Raw genomic sequence first — 21,435 nt, 5'->3', positions numbered from 1 at the left:
GGGGCTCAGGACACCTTGTATTTCTGCACGAGCGTTCGCACCGCCTCGACCAGCTTGGTGCCGTCGAGGTTACGGTCCTTCACCGACGCGATCCACGCGTCGATGACCGGCTGCGTGGTCTTGCGCCAGCGGCCCGCCTCCTCGACCGAGATCTCGCTGATGACGTTGCCGCCCCTCTTGGAGACCATCTCGAGCACCGCCGCACCGGCATCGTCCCAGGTCTTGCCGGCCATCGTGGCGGCCGCCATGCCCGAGTTGGCATCGAGCACCTTCTTCAGGTCGGCCGGCACCTTGTCGTAGCTGCCCTTGTTCATGGCGAGCACGAAGGTCGCGGTGTAGAGCGTCGGCGAGCCGGGAATGCCGGTATGGTACTTCAGCAGCTCCTGCACCTTGATCGCTGGCACGACCTCCCAGGGCACGACGCAGCCGTCGATCACCTTCTGCGCGAGGCTCTCGGGCACTTGCGGGATCGGCATGCCGATCGGGCTGGCGCCCAGCGCCTTCAGCGCCTCGCCGGCCTGCCGCGTCGGGAAGCGCAACTTCAGACCCTTCAGGTCCTCCATCGTCTTCACCTGCCTGTTGGCATGGATCAGCCCGGCATCGTGCGCCCAAGCGCAGATGAGATGGACTTCCTTGAACTCGTCCTTGAGGTAGGTGTCGGCATATTCCTGGAACGCCTTGGCGTTCACGATGCCGAGCTTGTCGGCAACGAAGGGCAGCTCCATCGCCTCGCTGGCCGGGAAGCGGCCCGGCGTATTGCCCGGCAGGGTCCAAATGATATCGGCCACGCCGTCGCGCGCCTGGTCGTAGAGTTGCGGCGGGGCGCCGCCGAGCTGCATCGCCGGGAAGATCGTGATCTTGATGCGGCCGTTGGATTCGGCCTCGATCTTGCGCACCAGCGGCGTCAGGAACTTCTGGTGGATGTTCGAGGCCGCCGGCAGGAAGTGATGCAGCTTGAGGTTCACTTCCGCGGCCTGCGCATGGCCCTCGCGCAGCAACGCCGGCGCCGCCACGGCGGCGCCGGCATACGCAAACATCTTGCGACGATTGATCGGCACTCATGCCTCCCTAAGACTTTTCTTATGGGAGACAGCCTAAATCAGACTCCTCGCCCCCGATAGGGGGAGAGGAACATGAAGCCCGAGCCGCCTTAGCGGACTTCCGTCATGATCTGCTTCCGGGCGTCGTCGGCCAGGCGCTCGGACTGCTTGCGGATGGTGTGATCCTCCATCGGCTTTCCGGCGGCGGCGAAGTCCTTCATGAGCTTGTGCAGGATGTCGGAATCGCCCGGCTTCTCGAAATCGGCCATCACGACTTCCTTGGCATAGGCCTCGGCATCGTCGCCGGTCTTGCCCAGCAGGCCGGCTGCCCACAGGCCCAAGAGCTTGTTGCGGCGCGCATTGACCTTGAATTTCAGTTCCTGGTCGTGCTCGTACTTGGCCTCGAAGGCCTTCTCGCGATCGTCGAACGTGGTCATCGGCCGCTCCGTTTGGGCATGTCTTGTTGGGCCGCTATATAGCGGTCGCGACACTGTCTTTCCACCCCACGTTCGCAGTGGCAGTGTCACGCCGGCAAAGAGGAAACCCCATCATGTCGCTGGAAAAGCTCAAAGATTGGATCGGCCGGACGCAGTCCATGGAGGATCTCGCCGCCCCCTTCCCGGTCCGCGCCCTGTCCGCGACCTTCGACGAGAAGGGCGATCCCGAGCCGAAGAACGGCGATCCCCTGCCGCCGCTCTGGCACTGGCTCTATTTCCTCGAGATCGCGCCGCAGTCGAAGATCGGGCCCGACGGCCATGCCGAACGCGGCGACTTCCTGCCACCGGTGCCGCTGCCACGCCGCATGTGGGCGGGCAGCCGCTTCTCCTTCGACGGCGAGCCGATCCGGGTCGGAGAGACGATCCGGCGCCTGTCCGAGATCAAGTCGGTCGAACCCAAGACCGGCTCCACAGGATCGATGGTGTTCGTGACCGTGCAGCACACCATCTCAGGCCCCCGCGGCGTCTCCTTCGTCGAGGAGCACGACATCGTCTACCGCGAGGCGGCGAAGCCCGGCGAGACGCCGCGGCCGCCCAAGCCGGCACCGACCGACGCCACCTGGACGCGCTCGATCCTGGCCGACCCGGTGCTGCTGTTCCGCTTCTCCGCCCTCACCTTCAACGGCCATCGCATCCACTACGACCAGCCCTACGTGACCGGCACCGAAGGCTATCCCGGCCTGATCGTGCACGGCCCGCTGATGGGAATGCTGCAGATCGAACTGGCGCGGCGCTCCAACGCGGGTAAGGTGGCCAGGAGTTTCGAATTCCGAGCCCTGTCGCCGGTCTTCGGCGGCGCCACGCTCACGGTCGGGGGCCGCCGCGAACAGGACGGCTCGGTCACAACATGGGTCACCGATTCCAACGGCGGCCTCGCACAACAGGGCAAGGCTACCTTCCGATGACCCACAAGCATCATGCCGGTTGCGGCTGCCTGGCCGCCCTTTCCAGGCGGAACCTGATGGGATTGGGCCTGGGCGCCGCTGCGATCGCCTCTGCCGGCTCCGCGCTGGCCCTCGACGAGGGCTACGAGGCGATGCTGATGAAGTGCATCGACCCGCGCTTCACCACCGACACCTGGAAGTACATGACCTCGCGCGGCTGGCAGAACAACTACAGCCAGTTCAACATCGCCGGCGGCCCGGTCGCCGCGGTGGCGCCGATCTTCCAGGAATGGCGCGCCGCCTGGGAAGCCAATCTCGACATCTCCTGCCAGCTCCACAACGTGAAGCGCCTGATCGGCATGGCGCATCGGGACTGCGGTGCCGCGGCGGTTGCCTACGGCGACCGGCTGAAGACCGACAAGGCCTACGAGACCGAGATGCTCAGCCAGGCTTTGCGCGCCTTCCGCGACCAGGCCCTGAAGCGCCAGCCGCAGCTCATCGTCGAATTGGGAATCATGGACCTCAACGGCACCGTCGAAGCGGTGGCCTAGCTCATCCCGCCAATCTCGTGCCCGAGCAATCCCTTCCCTTCGTGATCGACAAGGACGCGGCACTGGAACACCAGCTCGCCGCCCAGCGCGCGCGGCGGCCGGTCGATCCTCTTCTGTCACTGGTCGTGCCGGTGTTCAACGAGGAGGAGACGGTCGACCTCTTCCTCGCCACCGTGGTGCCGCTGCTGGAGCGCGACGGCGTCCGGTTCGAACTCGTGTTCGTGAACGACGGCTCGCGCGACAATACCTTCGCGCGCCTGTTCCATCGCGGCCGCACCGACCGGCGCATCCGCATCGTCAACCTGTCGCGCAACTTCGGCAAGGAGGCCGCCCTCACCGCCGGCATCGACCATGCGCGCGGCGACATCCTGATCCCGATGGACATCGACCTGCAGGATCCGCCCGAGCTGATCGGCGCCTTCATCGCGCGCTGGCGCGAGGGCTATGACATCGTCTACGGCATCCGCGCGTCACGGCACGCCGATACGCCGGCCAAGCGCGTCTCGGCCGGCTGGTTCTACCGGGTGTTCAATTCCATGTCGCCGGTGCGCATCCCGGCCCATGTCGGCGACTTCCGCCTGGTCGACCGCCGCGCCGTCGAGGTGCTGCGCCAGCTTCCCGAGCGCAACCGCTTCATGAAGGGCCTGTTCGCCTGGGTCGGCTTCAACTCGGTCGGCATCCCCTACGAGCGGCCCGAGCGGGTCGCCGGCACGACCAAGTTCAACTTCTGGCGGCTCTGGAACTTCGCCATCGACGGTGTGGTGAGTTTCTCGACCGCGCCGCTGCGCGCCTGGTTCTATGTCGGGCTCGCGATCGCCACGGTGGCCGTGCTCTACGCCCTGTTCATCGTCACCCGCGTGCTGATCTTCGGTGTCGACACGCCGGGCTACGCCTCGCTGCTGATCGCCATCCTGCTGATGGGCGCCATCCAGCTCCTGTCGCTGGGCATCATCGGCGAATATCTCGGCCGCCTGTTCGTCGAGGTGAAGGGCCGACCGATCTATGTCGTCGAGGGCGTCTATGAGGATGTCGCGCCGAAGCCGCCGGTGACCTGACGCCGCAATGGACCTCAAGGAAGAAGACATCCTGGGCGCCGGCATCGGCAGCCACTGGTACTATCGCTCCAAGGCCGCCGCGCTGCGCCGCGCCGTGGGCTCGCTGGCGCCCAAGCGCCTGCTCGACATCGGCGCGGGCTCGGGCTTCTTCTCGCGCCATCTTCTCGAGGCGACGCCGGCCGAGAGCGCGCTCTGCGTCGACATCGGCTACCCCGCGGACCGCGACGACCGCGTCGCCGGCAAGCCGGTGCGCTACCGCCGCGACACCGGCCCGACCGACTGCGACCTCGTGCTGATGATGGACGTGCTGGAGCATGTCGACGACGATCGCCGGCTGCTGCGGCACTATGCGGAGAAGGTGCCGTCGGGCGCGCACTTCCTCGTGACGGTGCCGGCCTTCGCCTTCCTGTGGAGCGGCCACGACGTCTTCCTGGAGCACAAGCGCCGCTACACTCTGCCCGAGATCGAAACCGCGATGCGCGATGCTGGCCTCGAGATCGTGCGCGGCAGCTACTATTTCGGCTTCGTGTTTCCGTTGGCAGCGGCGGTCCGCCTTTCCGACCGCAACACCACCGAACCGCGCAGCAGCCTGAAGAAGCAAGGCCCCGTCACGAACGCGATCCTCACCACGATCTGCGCCGCCGAACTCCCGCTGTTCCCGTTGAACCGCCTAGCAGGCCTCTCCTGCTTCGTGCTCGCACGGAAGCCCTAATGGAGCGCGCCACTCCAGTGGCGCGCTCCAATGAGATGATAAGATTTAAGGATCCTTCGCTTCGCTCAGGATGACACCTATTTTGAGATCGACGCACTGCGTCTACCTCAACAACAGTGTCATCCTGAGCGAAGCGAAGGATCTTTCCTGCGTCAGCCCGCGGCCACCACATCCTTCGACGCGATCCGTTTCCGCTTGGCGTTGATCTCCCGGAGCGTGACCATCATCTCCTCGGCGACGATGTCGCCGGGGATGCCGTCGCCCTCGGCTTCCAGCTCCTTCATGTCGACCCAGACACCGTAAAGCGGCGCGGTGCGGGAGGTGATGATACCGGCATGGAGGAGCGTCTTGATGAGGACGCGGAAGATGTTGGTGCTGTCCTTCAGGTTGGCGCGGCGGTCCTCGTCGGTGAAGACCTCCTTCATCGCGTCGCGGACCCACTGCCAGTCGAGCCCGTACTTGGCGTAGATGACCTGCTTCTGCTCGGCGTTGATCAGGTTGAACAGCAGCGTCTGGAAGATCTGCGCCGCCCAGTCCTCGACCTTCCTGTGCTCGTCCTCGCTGAGATGGCTGATGGTCCGGGATGCCCAGATGCGGCCGAACCGGTGATGGAAGGCCTCGTCGCTCATCACCAGCTGGACCAGCCGGCGCAGGACCGGGTCGTTGGTCTTGGCGTTCAGGGTCGCGAAGGAGCCCATGGCGATGCCTTCGATCAGCATCTGCATGCCGACGATCTTCTTGTAGACCTCCTGGGTCGTCACCAGATCTGTGAGTACGCTGGAGATCGTCTTGCCGACCGGCAGCGGGGCGCCCCAGCGCTTGCCGATATAGCGCGTGAACCCTGCGACATGTCGCGCTTCCTCGCGCGCCTGGTTGGCGGCGTATTCCTGGGCGCCGGGATCGAGCAGGATGTGGCAGAGGCTGGCCGACAGCGACAGCGCGCCCTGCTCTCCGTGCAGCAGGTTGGAGATCGACCAGTGCATGACATCGTTGCCCAGCCCGATCCTCTGGCCCTCGTCCAGCCGGTCGGCCACCGCGCTTCTCAGCTCGACGACCGTGTCCAGGGGCATGATCGGAGTCCGGGTCATGTCGAAGGGCAGGTCGAAATCGATGTAATTCCGGTCCAGGGGGTCCCAGAAATGGTCGTGGGTGGCCGAAATGATGCCGTCAAAGGCATCTGTCCGACGCCCGTAACGCGGCACGTCCAGCATGGCCGGAAAATCTCCGGGCCCGACCGTGTCATAGGCCTTGTCGTAAGTGATTTGCTGGGCCATGTGAGGCCTCCTGTTACAAGGTCAATATGACGGCACCGTCACCTTTTTCAATGGATTTTTCCCCAGTACCGGGGCATGGCGTTTCCGCCATATTCCGGCCGAACGGCGGGCGATCTGCAGCGCCCGCGCAGGAGTGAGACATGTCCCGCCGTCGCCGCATCTACGAGGGCAAGGCCAAGACCTTGTTCGAGGGGCCCGAGCCCGGGACGATCGTCCAGTACTTCAAGGACGACGCCACCGCGTTCAACAACCAGAAGAAGGGCACGATCACCGGCAAGGGGGTGATCAACAACCGCATCTCCGAGTTCCTGATGATCAAGCTCGGTGAGATCGGTGTGCCGACCCACTTCATCCGTCGCCTGAACATGCGCGAGCAGCTCATCCGCCAGGTCGAGATCATCCCGCTCGAGGTTGTGGTCCGCAACGTCGCGGCCGGCTCCTTCGCCAAGCGCTTCGGCGTCGAGGAAGGCACGCAGCTTCCCCGCTCGATCATGGAGTTCTTCTACAAGAACGACACGCTGGGCGACCCGATGGTCACCGAGGAGCACATCACGGCCTTCGGCTGGGCGACGCCGCAGGACCTCGATGACATCGTGGCCCTCACACTTCGCGTGAACGATTTCCTGTTCGGCCTGTTCCTCGGCTGCGGCATCAAGCTGATCGACTTCAAGATCGAGTTCGGCCGCCTCTACGAGGACGACATGGTCCGGATCGTGCTGGCCGACGAGATCAGCCCCGATTCGTGCCGGCTGTGGGATCTGAGGACCAACGAGAAGATGGACAAGGACCGGTTCCGCCGCGACCTCGGCAAGGTCGAGGAAGCCTACCAGGAAGTGGCGCGGCGCCTCGGCATCCTCATCGACCAGGGACCGGGCGACGTGCGCGGCCCCACCACGCTGCAGTAAAGAGGCGACATGAAAGCCAGAGTCCACGTGACGCTCAAGAACGGCGTGCTCGATCCCCAGGGCAAGGCCATCGGACATTCGCTCAATCGCCTCGGCTTCCCCGAGGTCGGCGACGTCCGCCAGGGCAAGTTCATCGAGCTCGAGCTCACCGAGACCGACCAGGCGAAGGCCAAGGCCCGCCTCGAGGAGATGTGCAAGAAGCTGCTCGCCAACACGGTGATCGAGAACTACTCGATCGAACTGGTGGGCTAGCGATGGAGTCGCGTCTTGGCTGGGGGCGCGCCACTCCAGTGGCGCGATCTTCGCCTGTATCAACAATGACGCGCCACGGAGTGGCGCGCCCCCAGCGGAAGATCATGAAATGAAAGCGGCGGTCCTCGTCTTCCCCGGCTCCAATCGCGAAGGCGATGTGGCCCAGGCGATCGAGCTGGTCACCGGGCGCCGGCCGCAGATGGTGTGGCACGGCGACGGCGACTTCGAGAAGGTCGACCTGATCGTGGTGCCGGGCGGCTTCTCCTACGGCGACTACCTGCGCTGCGGCGCCATGGCCGCGCAGTCGCCGGTGATGGCCGAGGTGAAGAAGCGCGCGGCGCAGGGCGTGCCGGTGCTGGGCATCTGCAACGGCTTCCAGATCGTGACCGAGGCGGGCCTGCTGCCGGGCACCCTGATGCGCAACTCGCACCTCAAGTTCGTCTGCGCCGACGTGCATCTCCGGGTCGAGACCAGCCAGAGCCTCTTCACCAACCGCTACCAGGCGGGCCAGGTGATCAAGGTCCCGGTGGCCCATGCCGAGGGCAACTATTTCGCCGACGCCGACACGATGAAGAAGCTCGAGGATCGCGGCCAGATCGCCTTCCGCTACTGCGGACCCGACGGCTCGATCGTCGACGGGCGCGGCAATCCCAACGGCTCGAGCAGCAACATCGCCGGCGTCTTCAACGACACCAAGACGGTGCTGGGCCTGATGCCCCATCCCGAGAACGCGGTCGAGCCGATGTTCGGCGGCACCGACGGCAAGGCTCTGTTCGAGGGCATGGTCGAGGCGCTTTCGTGAGGAATTTTTCGTGACTGTTGCCCAAGAGAAGAACCCGCCGGTCAAGCTGCCGAACGAACCCGCGATCACCCCGCAGATCGTGGCCGAGCACGGGCTGGCGCCGGATGAATACGAGCGCCTGCTGAAGATCATGGGCCGCGATCCCACGATGGTCGAGCTCGGCATCTTCTCGGCCATGTGGAGCGAGCACTGCTCCTACAAGTCTTCCAAGGTGTGGCTGAAGAAGCTGCCGACCAAGGCGCCCTGGGTCATCCAGGGCCCGGGCGAGAATGCCGGCGTCATCGACATCGGCGACGGCCAGGCCGCCATCTTCAAGATGGAAAGCCACAACCACCCCTCCTACATCGAGCCCTACCAGGGCGCGGCGACGGGCGTGGGCGGCATCATGCGCGACGTCTTCACGATGGGCGCGCGGCCGGTGGCCAACCTCAACGCGCTGCGCTTCGGCGACCCGAAGAACGCCAAGACGCGCCATCTCGTCTCGGGCGTGGTGGCCGGCATCGCGGGCTACGGCAACTGCATGGGCATTCCCACCGTCGGCGGCGAGACCAACTTCCACGCCGCCTACAACGGCAACATCCTGGTCAACGCCATGACCGTTGGCGTCGCGCCGACCGACAAGATCTTCTATGCGGCCGCCACCGGCGTCGGCAATCCGATGGTCTATGTCGGCTCCAAGACCGGCCGCGACGGCATCCACGGCGCCACCATGTCGTCGACCGAGTTCAACGAGGACAGCGAGAGCAAGCGGCCCACGGTGCAGGTCGGCGATCCCTTCGTGGAGAAGCTGCTGCTGGAAGCCTGCCTCGAGCTGATGGCGACCGACGCCATCATCGCCATCCAGGACATGGGTGCGGCCGGCCTCACCTCGTCGTCGTTCGAGATGGCAGCCAAGGGCGGCCTCGGCCTCGTCATGGAACTCGACAAGGTGCCGATGCGCGAGACCGGCATGAACCCCTACGAGCTGATGCTGTCGGAGAGCCAGGAGCGCATGCTCATGGTGCTGAAGCCCGGCCGCGAGGACGAGGCGCGCAAGATCTTCGAGAAGTGGGAACTCGACTTCGCCGTGATCGGCCATCTCACCGACACCGAGCGGATGGTCCTGTCCTGGCACGGCGATGTGGTGGGCAACATCCCGATCCCGCCGCTGGTCACGGAAGCGCCGATGTACGAGCGCCCGTGGACCTTGACGCCACTGCCGGCCGAGCTGGACGCCGCGACGGTGCCGGCGCCGAAGGACTGGAAGGCTTCGCTGCTCACGCTGATGAGCTGCCCCGATCTCGCCAGCAAAGCATGGATCTGGCACCAGTACGACCATCTCATCCTGGGCAACACGGCGATCCGCCCGCAGGGCGGCGACGCCGCGCTGGTGCGCGTGCCCGCCGCGCCGAAGGGCACCGCCAAGAGCGCCGGCCACAAGGGCCTCGCCATGACCTCGGACTGCACGCCGCGCTACGTGCAGGCCCATCCCGAGACCGGCGGCCGCCAGGCCGTGGCCGAGGCGTGGCGCAACATCACCGCGGTCGGCGCCCGGCCGCTCGCCGTCACCGACAACATGAACTTCGGCAACCCGCAGAAGCCCGAGATCATGGGCCAGTTCGCCGGCGCCATCATGGGCATGGCGGAGGCCTGCATCGCGCTCGACTTCCCCGTCGTGTCGGGCAACGTCTCGCTCTACAACGAGACCGAGGGCCGGCCGATTCTGCCGACGCCGACCATCGGCGCGGTAGGCGTGATCGACGACATCGCGGCCTCGGCGGGTTCGCGCCTCACCCAGTCCGGCCTCGCCCTGGTGCTGGTCGGCGAGACGAAAGGCTGGCTCGGCCAGTCGATTTTCTTGCGCGAGCTGCACGGCCGCGAGGAAGGTGCGCCACCGCCGGTCGATCTCGCCGTCGAACGCCGCAACGGCGACTTCGTGCGCGGCCAGATCGCCGGCCGCCGCGTCCATGCCTGCCACGACCTCTCGGACGGCGGCCTGCTGGTGGCGCTGGCCGAGATGTGCCTGTCGGGCAGCGTCGGCGCCTGCATCAAGCTGCCCCCGAGCGACGTTGCCCCCCATGCCTATCTCTACGGCGAGGACCAGGGCCGCTACCTGATCGCCACCGACGATGGCGGCGCCCTCGTCGAGGCCGCGCGGAAGGCCGGCGTTCCGGCCGTGCTGCTGGGCTATTCCAATGGGCCGGACATCGTGGTCGACGGGCTGCTCAGCGTGCCGTTGCAGGAGCTGCGCGACGCCCACGAGGCCTGGCTCCCGGGTTACATGAACAGCGCTACATGAACAGCGCCGCCTGAGGATTTCTCATGCCTATGCAAGCAAACGACATCGTTCGCCTGATCAAGGACGGCATTCCGGATGCCGAAGTCGAGATCCAGGACCTCGCCGGAGACGGCGATCACTACGCTGCCACGGTGATTTCTGCGGCTTTTGCCGGCAAATCGAAGATCCAGCAGCACCAGATGGTCTACGGCGCACTGGGTGGCCGCATGGGCGGCGTCCTGCACGCCCTCAAGCTGACCACCATGGCGCAGCGCCCCTGAACGCCCTATATTCGGGCATACCCCGCGCCCCGGTGGCGCTCCACGGAGATCGATCATGAGCGAACCCCAGGTGTTCGAGCGTATCCGCGACGAGATCGGCAAGAACGACGTTCTGCTGTTCATGAAGGGCACGCCCGTGTTTCCCCAGTGCGGCTTCTCGGCCGCGGTGGTCGACGTGCTGAGCCAGCTCGGCGTGAAGTTCCACGGCGTCAATATCCTCGTCGACCCGGAACTGCGCCAGGGCATCAAGGAATTCAGCCAGTGGCCGACCATCCCCCAGCTCTACGTGAAGGGCGAGTTCGTCGGTGGCTGCGACATCATCCGCGAGATGTTCGAGACCGGCGAGCTCGAGCAGGTCTTCAAGGAAAAGGGCGTGGCGCTGGCCGAGGCTGCGTAAACGTCTTCCACACAGGAATTTTCGAAACGGGGGTGCGCAAGTGCCCCCGTTTTTCATTGGAGCGCGCCAATGACTACTCGGCGGGTGCCAGCTTCGATCTTGGCGTGCGGCTCCGCTGCACCGCCCGCCTCGCCCGAAGCTTGCGATACCAGATCACCACGCCGGTCACCGAGAGCGCGGCGACGACAAGTCCCATTACCGAGATCAGGATGCGGCCCGGCGTACCAAGTATGCGGCCGGAATGCAGGGGGAACTGCGCCTGGATGAAAATGTCCGCGACAGTGCCCTTCCACGGAATACGTTCAAAGATGATCGTGCCGTCACCGCCGTCGACAAAGATCACGCGAGGTCCAACCCCGGCCGCGCCATGAGCGTCGCCCTTGAAGAAGCGGATGCCGTAAAACCCCTGGCGGCGGGCGTAGAAGATATGCCCTATCGGAAGGTTCCAGCCCTGCTTATCGGCCTCGGCACGGCCGGCGGCGATCGCTTGCTCATAGCTGATTCGCGGCTCGATCGGATGGTGGCGGTCGCTCAGCGGACGCGAATTGAAGGGAGTCGGCGTGACCGTCGAAACCATCTGCATCAAAGGCAAGAACAGCTCGCGCGTCAGATTGAGCGAGAAGGCCGTGAAAGCCACGATGAACAGCAGCATCCACGTCCAGAGCGCAAACGCGCGATGGATGTCGAAATTGATCCGGTAGGCGCTCCCGCTTGTCTTGATCATCCAAGCCGGCTTCCAGCGCGACCACCAGCCACGGCGCAGCACTCGCTCGACATCGGCGGGGCGGCCCGGATTGGGGCCGCGGCGGAGCGGCGTCGTGAGATAGAGGCCAATGAAGCAGTCGATGGTCCAAAGGACGGCAATACCGCCCATCAGCCACACGCCCCACCGATTGATGCCCCAGAACTCCGGGATGTGGAGACTGTAATGAAACTGGTAAAGGAAGGAGACAAACGTCTCGCGAGACAGCGGAAATGCCTGTCCGTACTTGCGACGTCCCAGCTCTTCTCCCGTCGCCGGATCGAGAAAGATCTGATTGTATTCCGTTTCGTACAGCCGGTTCGTCGAGGGATCGACACGCGGCAGGACGGCGATCGCCAGCGATTCGCCTGGTTCGACCACCATCGGGAAGGCGACAGCCTGCACGCGCGGATCGGCCGCCTCGACCTTCTTGGCAAGGTCGAGGACCGGCAGGGCGGGGCCGGTCGACTTCGCCTCCATGAGGTGAGGATTGAGCAGGTCGTCCAGCTCATGGTCCCACGAGATCACCGCTCCGGTCAGGCCCGAGACGAATAGGAACCCCGCGATCACGAGGCCGACCCAGCGGTGCAGGATGGTGAAGACAAGCCTCATGGGGACGACCTTGAGGTTCGGAGTTGCGTCAGAAGTCGGCGGTCAGCGACAGCATGAAGGTCCGCGGCTGGCCTTGGGTCAGATACCCGCTCGTGGCGATCCAATAATTGTTGTCACCGACGTTCAGGACTTGGCCGCGCAGCGCGATCGGCTTGCCGTCGGCGCGCTCGAACACGTACTTCGCCTGCAGGTCGAAGCGGGTCCAGGCCGGTGTCCCGAAGTTGTTGGCAGGGTCGATGTAGGAGTTGCCGGTGTAGATCATGCGCCCACCGGCCGTCAGGCCTTTCACCCAGGGAGTATCCCAGTCGACGCCCAGATTGGCCTGAAAGGCGGGAGCGGCAGGCGCATACTTGCCGTTGTTCGTGCCGTTCAGCGTACTGGTCAGCTTCGCGTCGAGAATGGTGAAGCCGCCGATTGGCCTCAGGCCCTTGATGGGCTCGCCGAACATGGTGAACTCGATGCCCTGGTTGCGCTGTTGGCCATCGACCACGAGCATGTTCAAGACCGGATTCACGAAGGCGCTGGGCTTGGTGATCTGGAAGGCTGACAAGGTCGCGCCGAAATTACCCAAGTCGAGCTTGGCGCCGACCTCGAACTGCGTCGACACGAACGGCGCGAAGGTCTGGCCGGCGTTCAGCGTACCAGCCGCCGCGATCGGCCCACGCTCCAGTGCCTGGATGTAGTTGCCGTAGAGGGCAAACTCTTTCCACGGCCGGACGACCAAGCTGAGCGATGGCGTCACGGCGCTCTGGCTGTAGCCGGCGGTCGGCAAGTAGGTCGTGGCATTCCAGTTGGACGTCTGCACACTCTGCACGCGCACACCGCCGATCAACTGTACGCGCTCGTCCCAGGCCGACATCGCATCGATCAGGCTGATGCTGCCGAGCACGTTCTTCGAAGTCAGCGGCGCACCATTCGGGATGTTCGTCAGATTTGCCGCCGGTGCATCGATCGGCGAGTAGATGTTCGAACGGACCAGGCTGAGTGGCCGGGATATGCCGCCGCTCGAGAGCGAGAGCCACGAGCCGCTGACTACCGCCTCGTGCTTGAGGAAGCCCGTCTCGAAGCGGCCCCGCAATCCCGCTTCCGTCGAGATCGACTCGCTGAACTGGAACCACCGGCTCGGGGTCGACGACGTCGCGCCCTGCGTGTTGTTGATCATGGGAAAGTCGAGGACATACGAGCCGTTGGTCCTCTTCCCACCGACCTTCACATAGGCCGTGAGATTCGAAACGATGTCATGCTCGAAGCGCAAGTCGCCGTAGGCATCGTTGGTCGCGTAGAAGCCCCAAGGCTGGTAGTAGTTCAGAGTGGCCTTAGGGGCCGCCGGCACCGTGAGGCCTGCAGCCACTGAAGTGCCGCCCTGGGCGCCGATGATGTTGCGGTTCTGGTAACCGAAGTCCGCATCGAGCCGCGTGTTTTCGCTCCGGAAATCGACGCCTACGGTAACGCCCAGCAGCGAGTCCGACTGATTGTCCACCGGCGTCTGTCCGCCGGAATAGCCGGCATTGACGCGCAAGCCGATCGCATTGTCCGGGCCGAAGCGGCGGCCGAAATCGAACTGGCCGCCGAACTGGCTCGCCGAGGAATAGCGCGCCGTCGCCTGCGTGATCGGCGCATCGGTCGCGCGCTTCGGCACCAGGTTGATCGTGCCGCCGATCGCGCCTGAAGGCGCCATGCCGGAGAGCAATGCGCTGGGACCACGGAAGATTTCGACGCGCTCGATGCCCAGCAGGTTGATCGAGTTCTGCGGGTTGACGCCGTACAGCCCGTTGAACGCCATGTCGGGCGGTCCGAGGTAAAAGCCGCGGATCATGAAGGCGTCGCTGTAGGAGCCTTGTCCATAAAGCGCGCGGATCGTCGGGTCGTCAGCAACCGCGTCGATCAGCGTCATTGCCTGATTGTCCTTGAGATACTGCTGCGTGTAGCTCGTCGTGCTGAACGGGGTGTTCATGTAGTCCCGGTTACCGAGGACGCCTACACGCCCACCAGTGGCAACCTCGCCGCCGGCAAAAGGTGGCGGCAGGCTGCCGATCTCGGCCTGTGCAGGAACCGTATTCCCCTGGACTTGCACGGGATCGAGTTGCAGGGCGCCCGAGGCGCCGGGTGCCGCTCCAACGACGCTGACCGCGTTCGGCGAGGTGAAGCGATAGGTGACTCCCGTGCCCGCCAGAAGCTGCTGCAGCGCGCTCTGGGCGCTCATCGTGCCGGAGACGCCACCGCTCGACTTGCCCGCGACGGCGGCAGCATCGACCGCGACCTGAAGGCCGGACTGGCGACCGAACTGCGTCAGCGCCTGCGCCAGCGGCTGGGCGGGAATATTAAAGGTGACGGGCGCGGCGCCGGCCTGGGCCTGCTGCTGATCGTCCGCCACCGTCTGGGCGAGCGCATCCTGCGCCTGGGCGGGAACGAATGCGACGCTGCCCATCAGCGCCGTCAACAGAACGACCTTGCCGAATACCTTACGCTTCGACTGACTCACTCTTCGACACTCCCCCGGCTCCGTGCCGGCGGGTACACGGAGGACCACGAGGCGGGCGATGCACCCGCCTCTATCTGTCACGACAAAGCGGGGCCCAGCCGATTAAGGCAAAAGTGCAAAAAAGTTTGCGCAGGCGAGGCGTCTATTTAGCGGAGACGAGTATCAAGTACGGCGTGACCGAGCGGATCCGGCCGTTCTGGGTATCGACCGCCGCCGAGAGCGCCTCGGCAGGCCGCCGCAGATTGAACACACCGTTGACCCGACGGTCCGCCATCGCCGAATCCTGGAAGACGATCATGCCGCTCTGATAACGGCCGAGTTCGTCGGCCACCGCGCGCAGCGGCATGTTGTGCACGACGAGGCGGCCGTCGCGCCACGAGGCGACGTCTTCGGGCAGGACTTCGCTGCGAACGTCGTGCCGTGTCGCGCGGTCGATCGTCAGCCGCTCGCCGCGTGTCAGTGTCGCGGGCTGTGCTCCCGCTGAACTCGCCACGCGCACGACCCCGGACTGCACCGATACCGAGACCTCTCGCGGATTGGTCTGCACGGCGAAGGCGGTGCCGACCACCGTCACGGCGACATCGCCCGCGCGCACGACGAACGGCCGTTCGGTCGAGGGCACGACCTCGAAGAAGGCGTTGCCTTCGAGCAGCACGATCTCGCGCTGGCCGGTCGTGAAATTGACGGAGACGGCGCTTTGCGCGTCGAGCATCGCGAGGCTGCCATCCTCCAGCCGAATCGTACGCGTCTCAGCCGTGCCGGTGAGATGATCGGCGTCGAGATGCAGGCGCAGCGCGGGATAAGAGAAGACGGCGGCGCAGGCGATCAGGGCCACGGCCGCCAGCGCCAGTGACCGGCGCAGCAGGTTCGGGCGCGTCGATGGGGCCGCGGCGATGGCCGGCAGCGAGGGCAAGGCCTCCGTCTCCAGCCGATCGGCCGGAGTTGCCAGAGCATCGAGCCGCGCCCAGACGCGCTTCATCTCGTCGAACGCGGCCTCATTCGCCGGACGGCCGAGCCACGTCTCGAATTCCGTCCGGACCGAGCGGTCATCCGGATGGGCTTCCAGCCGCAGCAGCCAGTCCATGGCCTGCTCTCGGGGCGTCTGCTCTGGGGTTTCCACTCGGCTCAAGGCTGTCCTGGGTTCACGCGGCGGGTTCGCAAGACGCGTTCCCCCTTAGATAGATCAAGGACGCGCTGCCGGTTTAAGGCGATCAAGAAATTTATTTCGACGAGCGCTCGTCGCCCAGGAGACGCCGCGCCGCGTGCAGGCCCGCTTCCTTCACGAGCTGGTGGGCGCGGGGTACCGAGATGTCGAGCCTCGCGGCGATCTCGTGCAGCGGCTTGCCCTCGATCTTGTAGAGGCGGAAGGCGACCTGTGTGCGTTCGGGCAGCTCGGCAATGGCGTCGGCCATGACCCTGAGTTCGTCCTTGTAATAGAGGACCTGCTCGGCCGAGGGCGCGTCATGGACGACGTTCTCGATCTCGGGCACCGGCACGACGACCTTGCTCTGCATGGCCGCGCGCCGGACGAGGTTCAACGCCAGGTTCCGGACGATCGTATAGAGGTAGTTCAGCGGCTGGCCGATCTCGCCGCCCTGCTGGAGCCGGTCGGAGAATTTGAGCCACGCCTCCTGGACGATGTCTTCGGCGCTCGCCCGGTCGCGCACGATCCGCGCCGCGTAGTTCAGCAGCTCGTCGCGATTTTCCCGATAGAGGGCGAGCGTTTCCGCCGGCTGCACCAGATACCTTTGCGATGAGAATGGTTCGCAGTCTGATATCGGAGACGGGACGCGAGATCAACAGAGCTCGCTCCGCGCCTTCGCCTCGACGACATCGGCGAGGCGCACAAACGAAATAAACGCAATAAACGAAACAAACGAAACGGAAGGCGCCCCCCGGCTTTACCTCCGCTCGAACCCAGGGCCACACGGCGCCGGGGTTCATTTTCACCAGCGTCTCGGCGAGCTGCGAGCCCATCCGCTATCGACATTGCAGTCTTCGAAGGAGGAGTGACATCGAACGTCTATAGTATTGGGGTATTGCGTGCAGATATCAGCGGTGCAGTCGGAGGCGCGAGTTATGTCGAACGGGACTTTCACGGACTTTCTGGACGCTCTGCGGGCGTTCGAATCGGGTGTCGACTACGATCGCTACCTCTCGGGGCAGATCACCGAATGGCAGATCCGCGGCTGGGTGGGCGATGCCAACTGGAACGCCTATCAGGCCGGCCAGCTCTCCTGGCATGACATGCAGTACACCTCCGTGAATGCGCTGGGCTTCGTTGGCTACCAGTTCGGCGAGGCGCTGCTCAACGATCTCGGCTACTACCAGGGCAACACCGGCAACCTGTGGACCGGCCATTTCACCGGCAAGAACGGCGTCGACAGCTTCGCCACGCTCAAGACCGACATCCAGGAAGCCATCATCCTCGATGCCTTCGGCTACAACCTCAACGTCATCGAGAGCGGGCTCGAGGCCAAAGGCACCAGCCTCGACGCGCTGATCGGGACCCAGCGCACCTATGTGGACACCAACGGCCAGAGCATCACCGTCACGCTCAGCCTCACCGGCATCCTTGCCGCCGCCCATCTGCGCGGGGCCTGGGGCACGCTGGACCTTCTCAACAACGGCAGCGCCTCGGCCGACGAATACGGCACCTCCATCCTCAAATACATCCAGCAGTTCGGCGCCTATGACACGCCGAGCTATTCGGCCCTCATCGCCGCCCAGCAAGCCGGCAAGACTCTCGCCATGGCCGAGGAACTCTGGAACGACGACTTCAACAATGACGGCACCGTTTCCGACTTCTCGGGCTGGGACGGCACCCAGGCGGACGGCGGCTCCACCGGCGGAGATACAGGGGACGACGGCCAGACGGAGGGCGACGGCGCGGCGACCGTGACCACCATCAACTGGATGTGGGGCACCAATACGGTCCTCGGCTTCGATCCCGAGCTGGACGTGCTCGATTTCGGCTGGTTCCAGAAGGACAATTTCTCCATCGCCGAGGTGGGCGGCTCGGTGATCATCACCATCGCCGGCAACAACCAGACCTACAAGCTCGACGGCGTGACGCTCGCCGAACTGAGCATGGACAATATCCGCGCGAAGGACGCGGACGCGATCCAGGAATGGGTCGAGGCCTTCGACTCGACAGAGCCGGCGATGCCCAGCCTGTCCATCGCCGACGCGTCGGTGCAGGAGGGCAACGCCGGCACCAAGCTCATGACCTTCACCGTGACCCTGTCCGCGGCGGCAACCGGCCCGGTCACGGTCGCCTATTCCACGGCTGACGGCACCGCCGCGGCCGGCAGCGACTATGTCGCCGCGAGCGGCACCCTCACCTTCGCCGCGGGGGAAACCTCGAAGACCATCCAGGTGACGGTCAACGGCGAAACGGCGGTGGAGGGCAATGAGGCCTTCACCGTCCGCCTGGCCAATGCCGCCGGCGCGACCATCGCCGACGGCTCGGCGACCGGCACCCTCACCAACGACGATGCGGGCCCCACATTGCCCGCGCTCTCGGTGGGCGACGTTTCCATGCGCGAGGGCAATTCGGGCACCGCCGAGCTGATGTTCATCGTCACGCTCGACAAGGCGGCGACCGGCCCCGTGACCGTGAAATACGGCACCGCCAACGGCACGGCAGCCGCGGGCTCCGACTATGCCGCCCTCTCCGGAACGCTGACCTTCGCGGCCGGCGAAACCTCGAAGCACGTGCATGTGGTGGTCAACGGCGATACCGCGGTGGAGGCGAACGAAACCTTTTCTTTCAACCTCTCCGACGCCACCGGCGCAACCATCGCCGATGGCACGGCGATCGGGCAGATCACCGACGACGACACGGTCGTGGATCCGGGCAACGGCCCCGGCAAGGTCTATCTCGTCAATTCCGTGAGCGGCGCCGATATCGTCGGCTTCAATCCGGCAGTCGACAAGATCGACCTCGGCAACGCCAACATCCATTCCTTCATCGTCATCGACACGCCCCAGGGCTTCGGCTTCAGGAGCCCCTGGAACAGCGAGACGGTGATCGTGCAGGGCGTTCGCCTCGCCGACCTCTCGGTGGAAAATTTCACGTTGATCGACAACAACCATTTGCGAGAGGCGCTGAGCGGCGCGCTCGCCTGGGAGAACGGACCGGTGCTCGCCGCCGACACCGTCTACATGCGCTCCCATGAAGTCGGTCAGGTGGACCGGGTCGCCTTCGATCCCGCGACCGACGTGGTGAACTTCAAATTCTACGGCAGCCGCGAAAACCTCACGATGAGCGACAGCCCCGAAGGCGCAGTCATCGAGGATCTCAGCACGGGCCAGAAGCTCATCCTGCTCGGCGTCACCCGGGCCGATCTCTCCTCGGCCAATTTCGAGTTCACCTTCACCCAGGTCCGCGAGGACGATCTGTCCGGCAAGATCGGCATGGGGCAGGCCTCGAACGGCCAGATCGTCGACTTCAACCTGCCCATTGCCGGTGGCGGCACGGTGGCGGGGGCGTCCGGGGCGACCGACGGCGTCACCGGGAACGATGGCGATGTACTTCCCACCCTCTCCATCGCGGATCTCTCGGTGGTGGAAGGCAATGGCGACCATGCCCATTTCATGTTCGTGGTGACGCTCGACAAGGTCGCCGACGGCCCGGTGACGGTGGCCTATTCCACCGCCAATGGCACGGCCAAGGCCGGCAAGGACTATGTCGCCTCCAGCGGCACCGTCACCTTCGCCGCCGGTGAGACCTCGAAGATGGTCCATGTCGACATCAAGGCCGACGCGCTTGCCGAGAAAGACGAGACCTTCACGGTCAACCTGTCCAATCCCGCCGGCGCCACGATTGCCGACGGCACCGCCACCGGCACCATCGTCGACGACGATCGCGCCCCTTCCCTCTCCATCGCCGACCTCTCGGTGGTGGAAGGCAATGGCGACCATGCCCATTTCATGTTTGTGGTGACGCTCGACAGGGCCGCCACGGAGGCCGTGACGGTGGCCTATTCCACCGCCAATGGCACGGCCAAGGCCGGCAAGGACTATGTCGCGTCCAGCGGCACTATCACCTTCGCTGCCGGCGAGACCTCCAAGATGGTCCATGTCGACATCAAGGGTGACGCGCTTGTCGAGGGCAACGAGACCTTCAAGGTCAAGCTCTCCGACGCCGTCGGCGCCACGATCGCCGACGCCACCGCCGTCGGCACCATCATCGACGACGACAGCGCCCCGGTCCCGCCGGCCCTCTCGATCGCCGACCTCTCCGTCACCGAGGGCAATGGCGACCATGCGCACTTCATGTTCACCGTGACGCTCGACAAGGCCGCCACGGGGCCCGTGACGGTGGCCTATTCCACCGCAGACGGTACGGCGACCGCCGGCTCGGATTATGTGGCCGGCAACGGCACCCTCACCTTCGCGGCGGGCGAAACCTCGAAGACGGTGCATGTGGATATCAAGGGTGACACCGTGTTCGAGGAGAACGAGACCTTCACGGTCACGCTCTCCGACGCCAGCGGCGCCACCCTTGCCGATGCGACCGCCACCGGCACCATCGTCAATGACGATCGCGAGCCGGACCAGGGCCATGTGGGCAATGGCAAGGCCGATACATTCGCGATCACCTGGGCCTGGGGCGCCAACAAGGCGATCGATTTCGACACCGCCCTCGACACGCTCGACTTCAGCTGGATGGCGAAGGACAGTTTCTCCATCGCCGAGGTGAACGGCTCGACCGTCATCACCATCGAGGGCAACAACCAGACCTACAAGCTGACCGACGTCTCGCTGGCGGAACTCTCCCTGACCAACATCGCCGCCAAGGATGCCAGCGCCATCGCGGAATGGACCGCGGCCCTGGACGCCGCGCATGCGGCGCACCAATACGACTTGATGATCTGAGGCCGAGCCTGCTTCCCCATTCAGATGGGGAAGTGCCCCGTCACACGGGGCGATGGGGTCATGGGCCGAGCAAAGCCATGACCCCTCCGACGGCGTAAGATGCCGCCACCTCCCCATCGTGTACGGACCGGAGACATAGTGAACGGATGTTCGGAGACATGGTGAACACTCCCAGGGAGTGTACCCATGAGGTTTCCGATGCCGTTCCAGGACCGGGAGAAGAGCCGGGAAGAGCTGTGCCGCCTTGCCTTGGCGGAGGGATCGAACCGGCGTGAGCTATGCCGTCGGTTCAACATCCAGCCGCGGATTCTGTACAAGTGGCTGGAGAGATACCGAACGCTCGGGGTGGAAGGACTGGCCGATCGGCCGCGCCGTCCGCAGCACTCGCCGTCGCGGACGGACGGCACGCTGGAAGCGGCAGTGCTGGCGGTCCGTCGGGCCAATCCGGTGTGGGGTGGCCGCAAGATCGCGGCCAGTCTACGGCGGCAGGGCGTGACGCCGCCGGCACCGTCGACGATCACCGAGATCCTGCACCGGCATGGCGAGCCGATGGTGGCGGCGGGGCGCAAGGTGTGGAAGCGCTTCGAGCATGCCGAGCCCAACGCGATGTGGCAGATGGACTTCAAGGGCGACGTGCCGTTCGGCGGTGGCCAGCTGCATCCGCTGACGGTGGTGGACGACCATTCGCGCTACGCCGTGATCCTGCAGGCGGCCGACAACCAGCGCCGTGCGACGGTGCAAAGTGCCGTGCAGGCGGCGTTCGAGCGCTATGGCCTGCCCGAGGTGATCCTGACCGACAACGGCCCGCC

19 protein-coding genes are annotated in these 21,435 nt (G+C 65.2%); 12 read left to right on the top strand and 7 right to left on the bottom strand.

The window, feature by feature from the left end; genetic code table 11:
• Positions 1-5: 5 nt before the first annotated feature.
• Positions 6-1,058, bottom strand: a complete 1,053-nt coding sequence (locus tag AC1ROX_RS23655) for a TRAP transporter substrate-binding protein (protein WP_493129777.1) — start codon at positions 1,056-1,058, stop codon at positions 6-8.
• Positions 1,059-1,150: 92 nt separating this feature from the next.
• The gene (locus tag AC1ROX_RS23650) at positions 1,151-1,477 is read right to left on the bottom strand and encodes a DUF1476 domain-containing protein (protein ID WP_493129775.1); all 327 of its coding nucleotides are present in this window, start codon (positions 1,475-1,477) and stop codon (positions 1,151-1,153) included.
• 113 nt (positions 1,478-1,590) lie between these two features.
• Between AC1ROX_RS23650 and AC1ROX_RS23645 the strand changes: the two genes are divergently transcribed.
• From AC1ROX_RS23645 to AC1ROX_RS23630, 4 genes are read left to right on the top strand one after another with little or no spacing between them, the layout of a single operon-like run.
• Entirely contained in the window at positions 1,591-2,442 is an 852-nt protein-coding gene (locus tag AC1ROX_RS23645; RefSeq protein WP_493129773.1) for an HTD2 family dehydratase, read from the top strand.
• Positions 2,439-2,972, top strand: coding sequence for a carbonic anhydrase (locus AC1ROX_RS23640; RefSeq protein ID WP_493129771.1), 534 nt, complete (start codon positions 2,439-2,441; stop codon positions 2,970-2,972). Before AC1ROX_RS23645 ends, AC1ROX_RS23640 begins: the two co-directional genes overlap by 4 nt.
• A 41-nt stretch (positions 2,973-3,013) precedes the next feature.
• Positions 3,014-4,027, top strand: coding sequence for a glycosyltransferase family 2 protein (locus tag AC1ROX_RS23635; RefSeq protein WP_493129769.1), 1,014 nt, complete (start codon positions 3,014-3,016; stop codon positions 4,025-4,027).
• A 7-nt stretch (positions 4,028-4,034) separates the two neighbouring features.
• Positions 4,035-4,739 carry a class I SAM-dependent methyltransferase gene (locus tag AC1ROX_RS23630; RefSeq protein WP_493129767.1) on the top strand — a complete coding sequence of 235 codons (705 nt, stop codon included), beginning with the start codon at positions 4,035-4,037 and terminating at the stop codon, positions 4,737-4,739.
• Positions 4,740-4,891: 152 nt separating this feature from the next.
• Here the strand turns inward: AC1ROX_RS23630 and AC1ROX_RS23625 are convergent, their stop codons facing one another.
• A complete protein-coding gene (locus AC1ROX_RS23625) occupies positions 4,892-6,013 on the bottom strand; it encodes a ferritin-like domain-containing protein (protein WP_493129765.1) in 1,122 nt (373 codons plus the stop codon).
• Positions 6,014-6,153: 140 nt separating this feature from the next.
• Here AC1ROX_RS23625 and purC point away from each other — a divergent pair, with 140 nt between their 5' ends.
• From purC to grxD, 6 genes are all read left to right on the top strand, one after another.
• Positions 6,154-6,918 (top strand): phosphoribosylaminoimidazolesuccinocarboxamide synthase, encoded by a 765-nt coding sequence (gene purC / locus AC1ROX_RS23620; protein WP_493129763.1) that lies wholly within the window; start codon positions 6,154-6,156, stop codon positions 6,916-6,918.
• Between the two features lie 9 nt (positions 6,919-6,927).
• Positions 6,928-7,170: a phosphoribosylformylglycinamidine synthase subunit PurS gene (gene purS / locus AC1ROX_RS23615; RefSeq protein WP_493129761.1), complete on the top strand. Its 243-nt coding sequence runs from the start codon at positions 6,928-6,930 to the stop codon at positions 7,168-7,170.
• A gap of 109 nt (positions 7,171-7,279) precedes the next feature.
• Positions 7,280-7,972, top strand: a complete 693-nt coding sequence (gene purQ / locus AC1ROX_RS23610) for a phosphoribosylformylglycinamidine synthase subunit PurQ (protein WP_493129759.1) — start codon at positions 7,280-7,282, stop codon at positions 7,970-7,972.
• Positions 7,973-8,018: 46 nt separating this feature from the next.
• Positions 8,019-10,250: a phosphoribosylformylglycinamidine synthase subunit PurL gene (gene purL, locus AC1ROX_RS23605; protein ID WP_493130102.1), complete on the top strand. Its 2,232-nt coding sequence runs from the start codon at positions 8,019-8,021 to the stop codon at positions 10,248-10,250.
• Positions 10,251-10,273: 23 nt separating this feature from the next.
• Entirely contained in the window at positions 10,274-10,510 is a 237-nt protein-coding gene (locus tag AC1ROX_RS23600) for a BolA family protein (RefSeq protein ID WP_493129757.1), read from the top strand.
• A 55-nt stretch (positions 10,511-10,565) separates the two neighbouring features.
• Positions 10,566-10,907, top strand: coding sequence for a Grx4 family monothiol glutaredoxin (gene grxD, locus AC1ROX_RS23595; protein WP_216961105.1), 342 nt, complete (start codon positions 10,566-10,568; stop codon positions 10,905-10,907).
• 73 nt (positions 10,908-10,980) lie between these two features.
• Here grxD and AC1ROX_RS23590 read toward each other — a convergent pair whose 3' ends face one another.
• The 4 genes from AC1ROX_RS23590 to AC1ROX_RS23575 form a co-directional block, all read right to left on the bottom strand.
• On the bottom strand, positions 10,981-12,261 hold the full coding sequence (locus AC1ROX_RS23590) for a PepSY-associated TM helix domain-containing protein (protein WP_493129754.1): 1,281 nt from the start codon (positions 12,259-12,261) through the stop codon (positions 10,981-10,983).
• Positions 12,262-12,289: 28 nt separating this feature from the next.
• Positions 12,290-14,743, bottom strand: a complete 2,454-nt coding sequence (locus tag AC1ROX_RS23585) for a TonB-dependent siderophore receptor (RefSeq protein WP_493129752.1) — start codon at positions 14,741-14,743, stop codon at positions 12,290-12,292.
• A gap of 142 nt (positions 14,744-14,885) precedes the next feature.
• Positions 14,886-15,827 carry a FecR family protein gene (locus AC1ROX_RS23580; protein ID WP_493129750.1) on the bottom strand — a complete coding sequence of 314 codons (942 nt, stop codon included), beginning with the start codon at positions 15,825-15,827 and terminating at the stop codon, positions 14,886-14,888.
• Between the two features lie 136 nt (positions 15,828-15,963).
• Positions 15,964-16,482 carry an RNA polymerase sigma factor gene (locus AC1ROX_RS23575; RefSeq protein ID WP_493129748.1) on the bottom strand — a complete coding sequence of 173 codons (519 nt, stop codon included), beginning with the start codon at positions 16,480-16,482 and terminating at the stop codon, positions 15,964-15,966.
• Between the two features lie 340 nt (positions 16,483-16,822).
• Between AC1ROX_RS23575 and AC1ROX_RS23570 the strand changes: the two genes are divergently transcribed.
• Both AC1ROX_RS23570 and AC1ROX_RS23565 read left to right on the top strand, forming a co-directional pair.
• Positions 16,823-20,626 carry a Calx-beta domain-containing protein gene (locus tag AC1ROX_RS23570; RefSeq protein WP_493129746.1) on the top strand — a complete coding sequence of 1,268 codons (3,804 nt, stop codon included), beginning with the start codon at positions 16,823-16,825 and terminating at the stop codon, positions 20,624-20,626.
• 186 nt (positions 20,627-20,812) lie between these two features.
• A partial coding sequence (locus AC1ROX_RS23565) for a helix-turn-helix domain-containing protein (RefSeq protein WP_493129744.1) occupies positions 20,813-21,435 on the top strand: 623 nt, incomplete at its 3' end.

This window comes from Reyranella sp. GW821-FHT14A01 (assembly GCF_058803965.1).
Note: the sequence above shows the minus strand (reverse complement) of the source record. Positions and strands in the feature narration are given on the sequence as shown.

What these genes read in the sequence shown, in the direction of transcription:
- AC1ROX_RS23650 (WP_493129775.1), bottom strand. Translation starts at nt 1,477, where the DNA reads ATGACCACGTTCGACGATCGCGAGAAGGCCTTCGAGGCCAAGTACGAG.
- AC1ROX_RS23645 (WP_493129773.1), top strand. Translation starts at nt 1,591, where the DNA reads ATGTCGCTGGAAAAGCTCAAAGATTGGATCGGCCGGACGCAGTCCATG.
- AC1ROX_RS23640 (WP_493129771.1), top strand. Translation starts at nt 2,439, where the DNA reads ATGACCCACAAGCATCATGCCGGTTGCGGCTGCCTGGCCGCCCTTTCC.
- AC1ROX_RS23630 (WP_493129767.1), top strand. Translation starts at nt 4,035, where the DNA reads ATGGACCTCAAGGAAGAAGACATCCTGGGCGCCGGCATCGGCAGCCAC.
- AC1ROX_RS23625 (WP_493129765.1), bottom strand. Translation starts at nt 6,013, where the DNA reads ATGGCCCAGCAAATCACTTACGACAAGGCCTATGACACGGTCGGGCCC.
- purC (WP_493129763.1), top strand. Translation starts at nt 6,154, where the DNA reads ATGTCCCGCCGTCGCCGCATCTACGAGGGCAAGGCCAAGACCTTGTTC.
- purS (WP_493129761.1), top strand. Translation starts at nt 6,928, where the DNA reads ATGAAAGCCAGAGTCCACGTGACGCTCAAGAACGGCGTGCTCGATCCC.
- purQ (WP_493129759.1), top strand. Translation starts at nt 7,280, where the DNA reads ATGAAAGCGGCGGTCCTCGTCTTCCCCGGCTCCAATCGCGAAGGCGAT.
- AC1ROX_RS23600 (WP_493129757.1), top strand. Translation starts at nt 10,274, where the DNA reads ATGCCTATGCAAGCAAACGACATCGTTCGCCTGATCAAGGACGGCATT.
- grxD (WP_216961105.1), top strand. Translation starts at nt 10,566, where the DNA reads ATGAGCGAACCCCAGGTGTTCGAGCGTATCCGCGACGAGATCGGCAAG.
- AC1ROX_RS23590 (WP_493129754.1), bottom strand. Translation starts at nt 12,261, where the DNA reads ATGAGGCTTGTCTTCACCATCCTGCACCGCTGGGTCGGCCTCGTGATC.
- AC1ROX_RS23580 (WP_493129750.1), bottom strand. Translation starts at nt 15,827, where the DNA reads ATGGACTGGCTGCTGCGGCTGGAAGCCCATCCGGATGACCGCTCGGTC.
- AC1ROX_RS23570 (WP_493129746.1), top strand. Translation starts at nt 16,823, where the DNA reads ATGTCGAACGGGACTTTCACGGACTTTCTGGACGCTCTGCGGGCGTTC.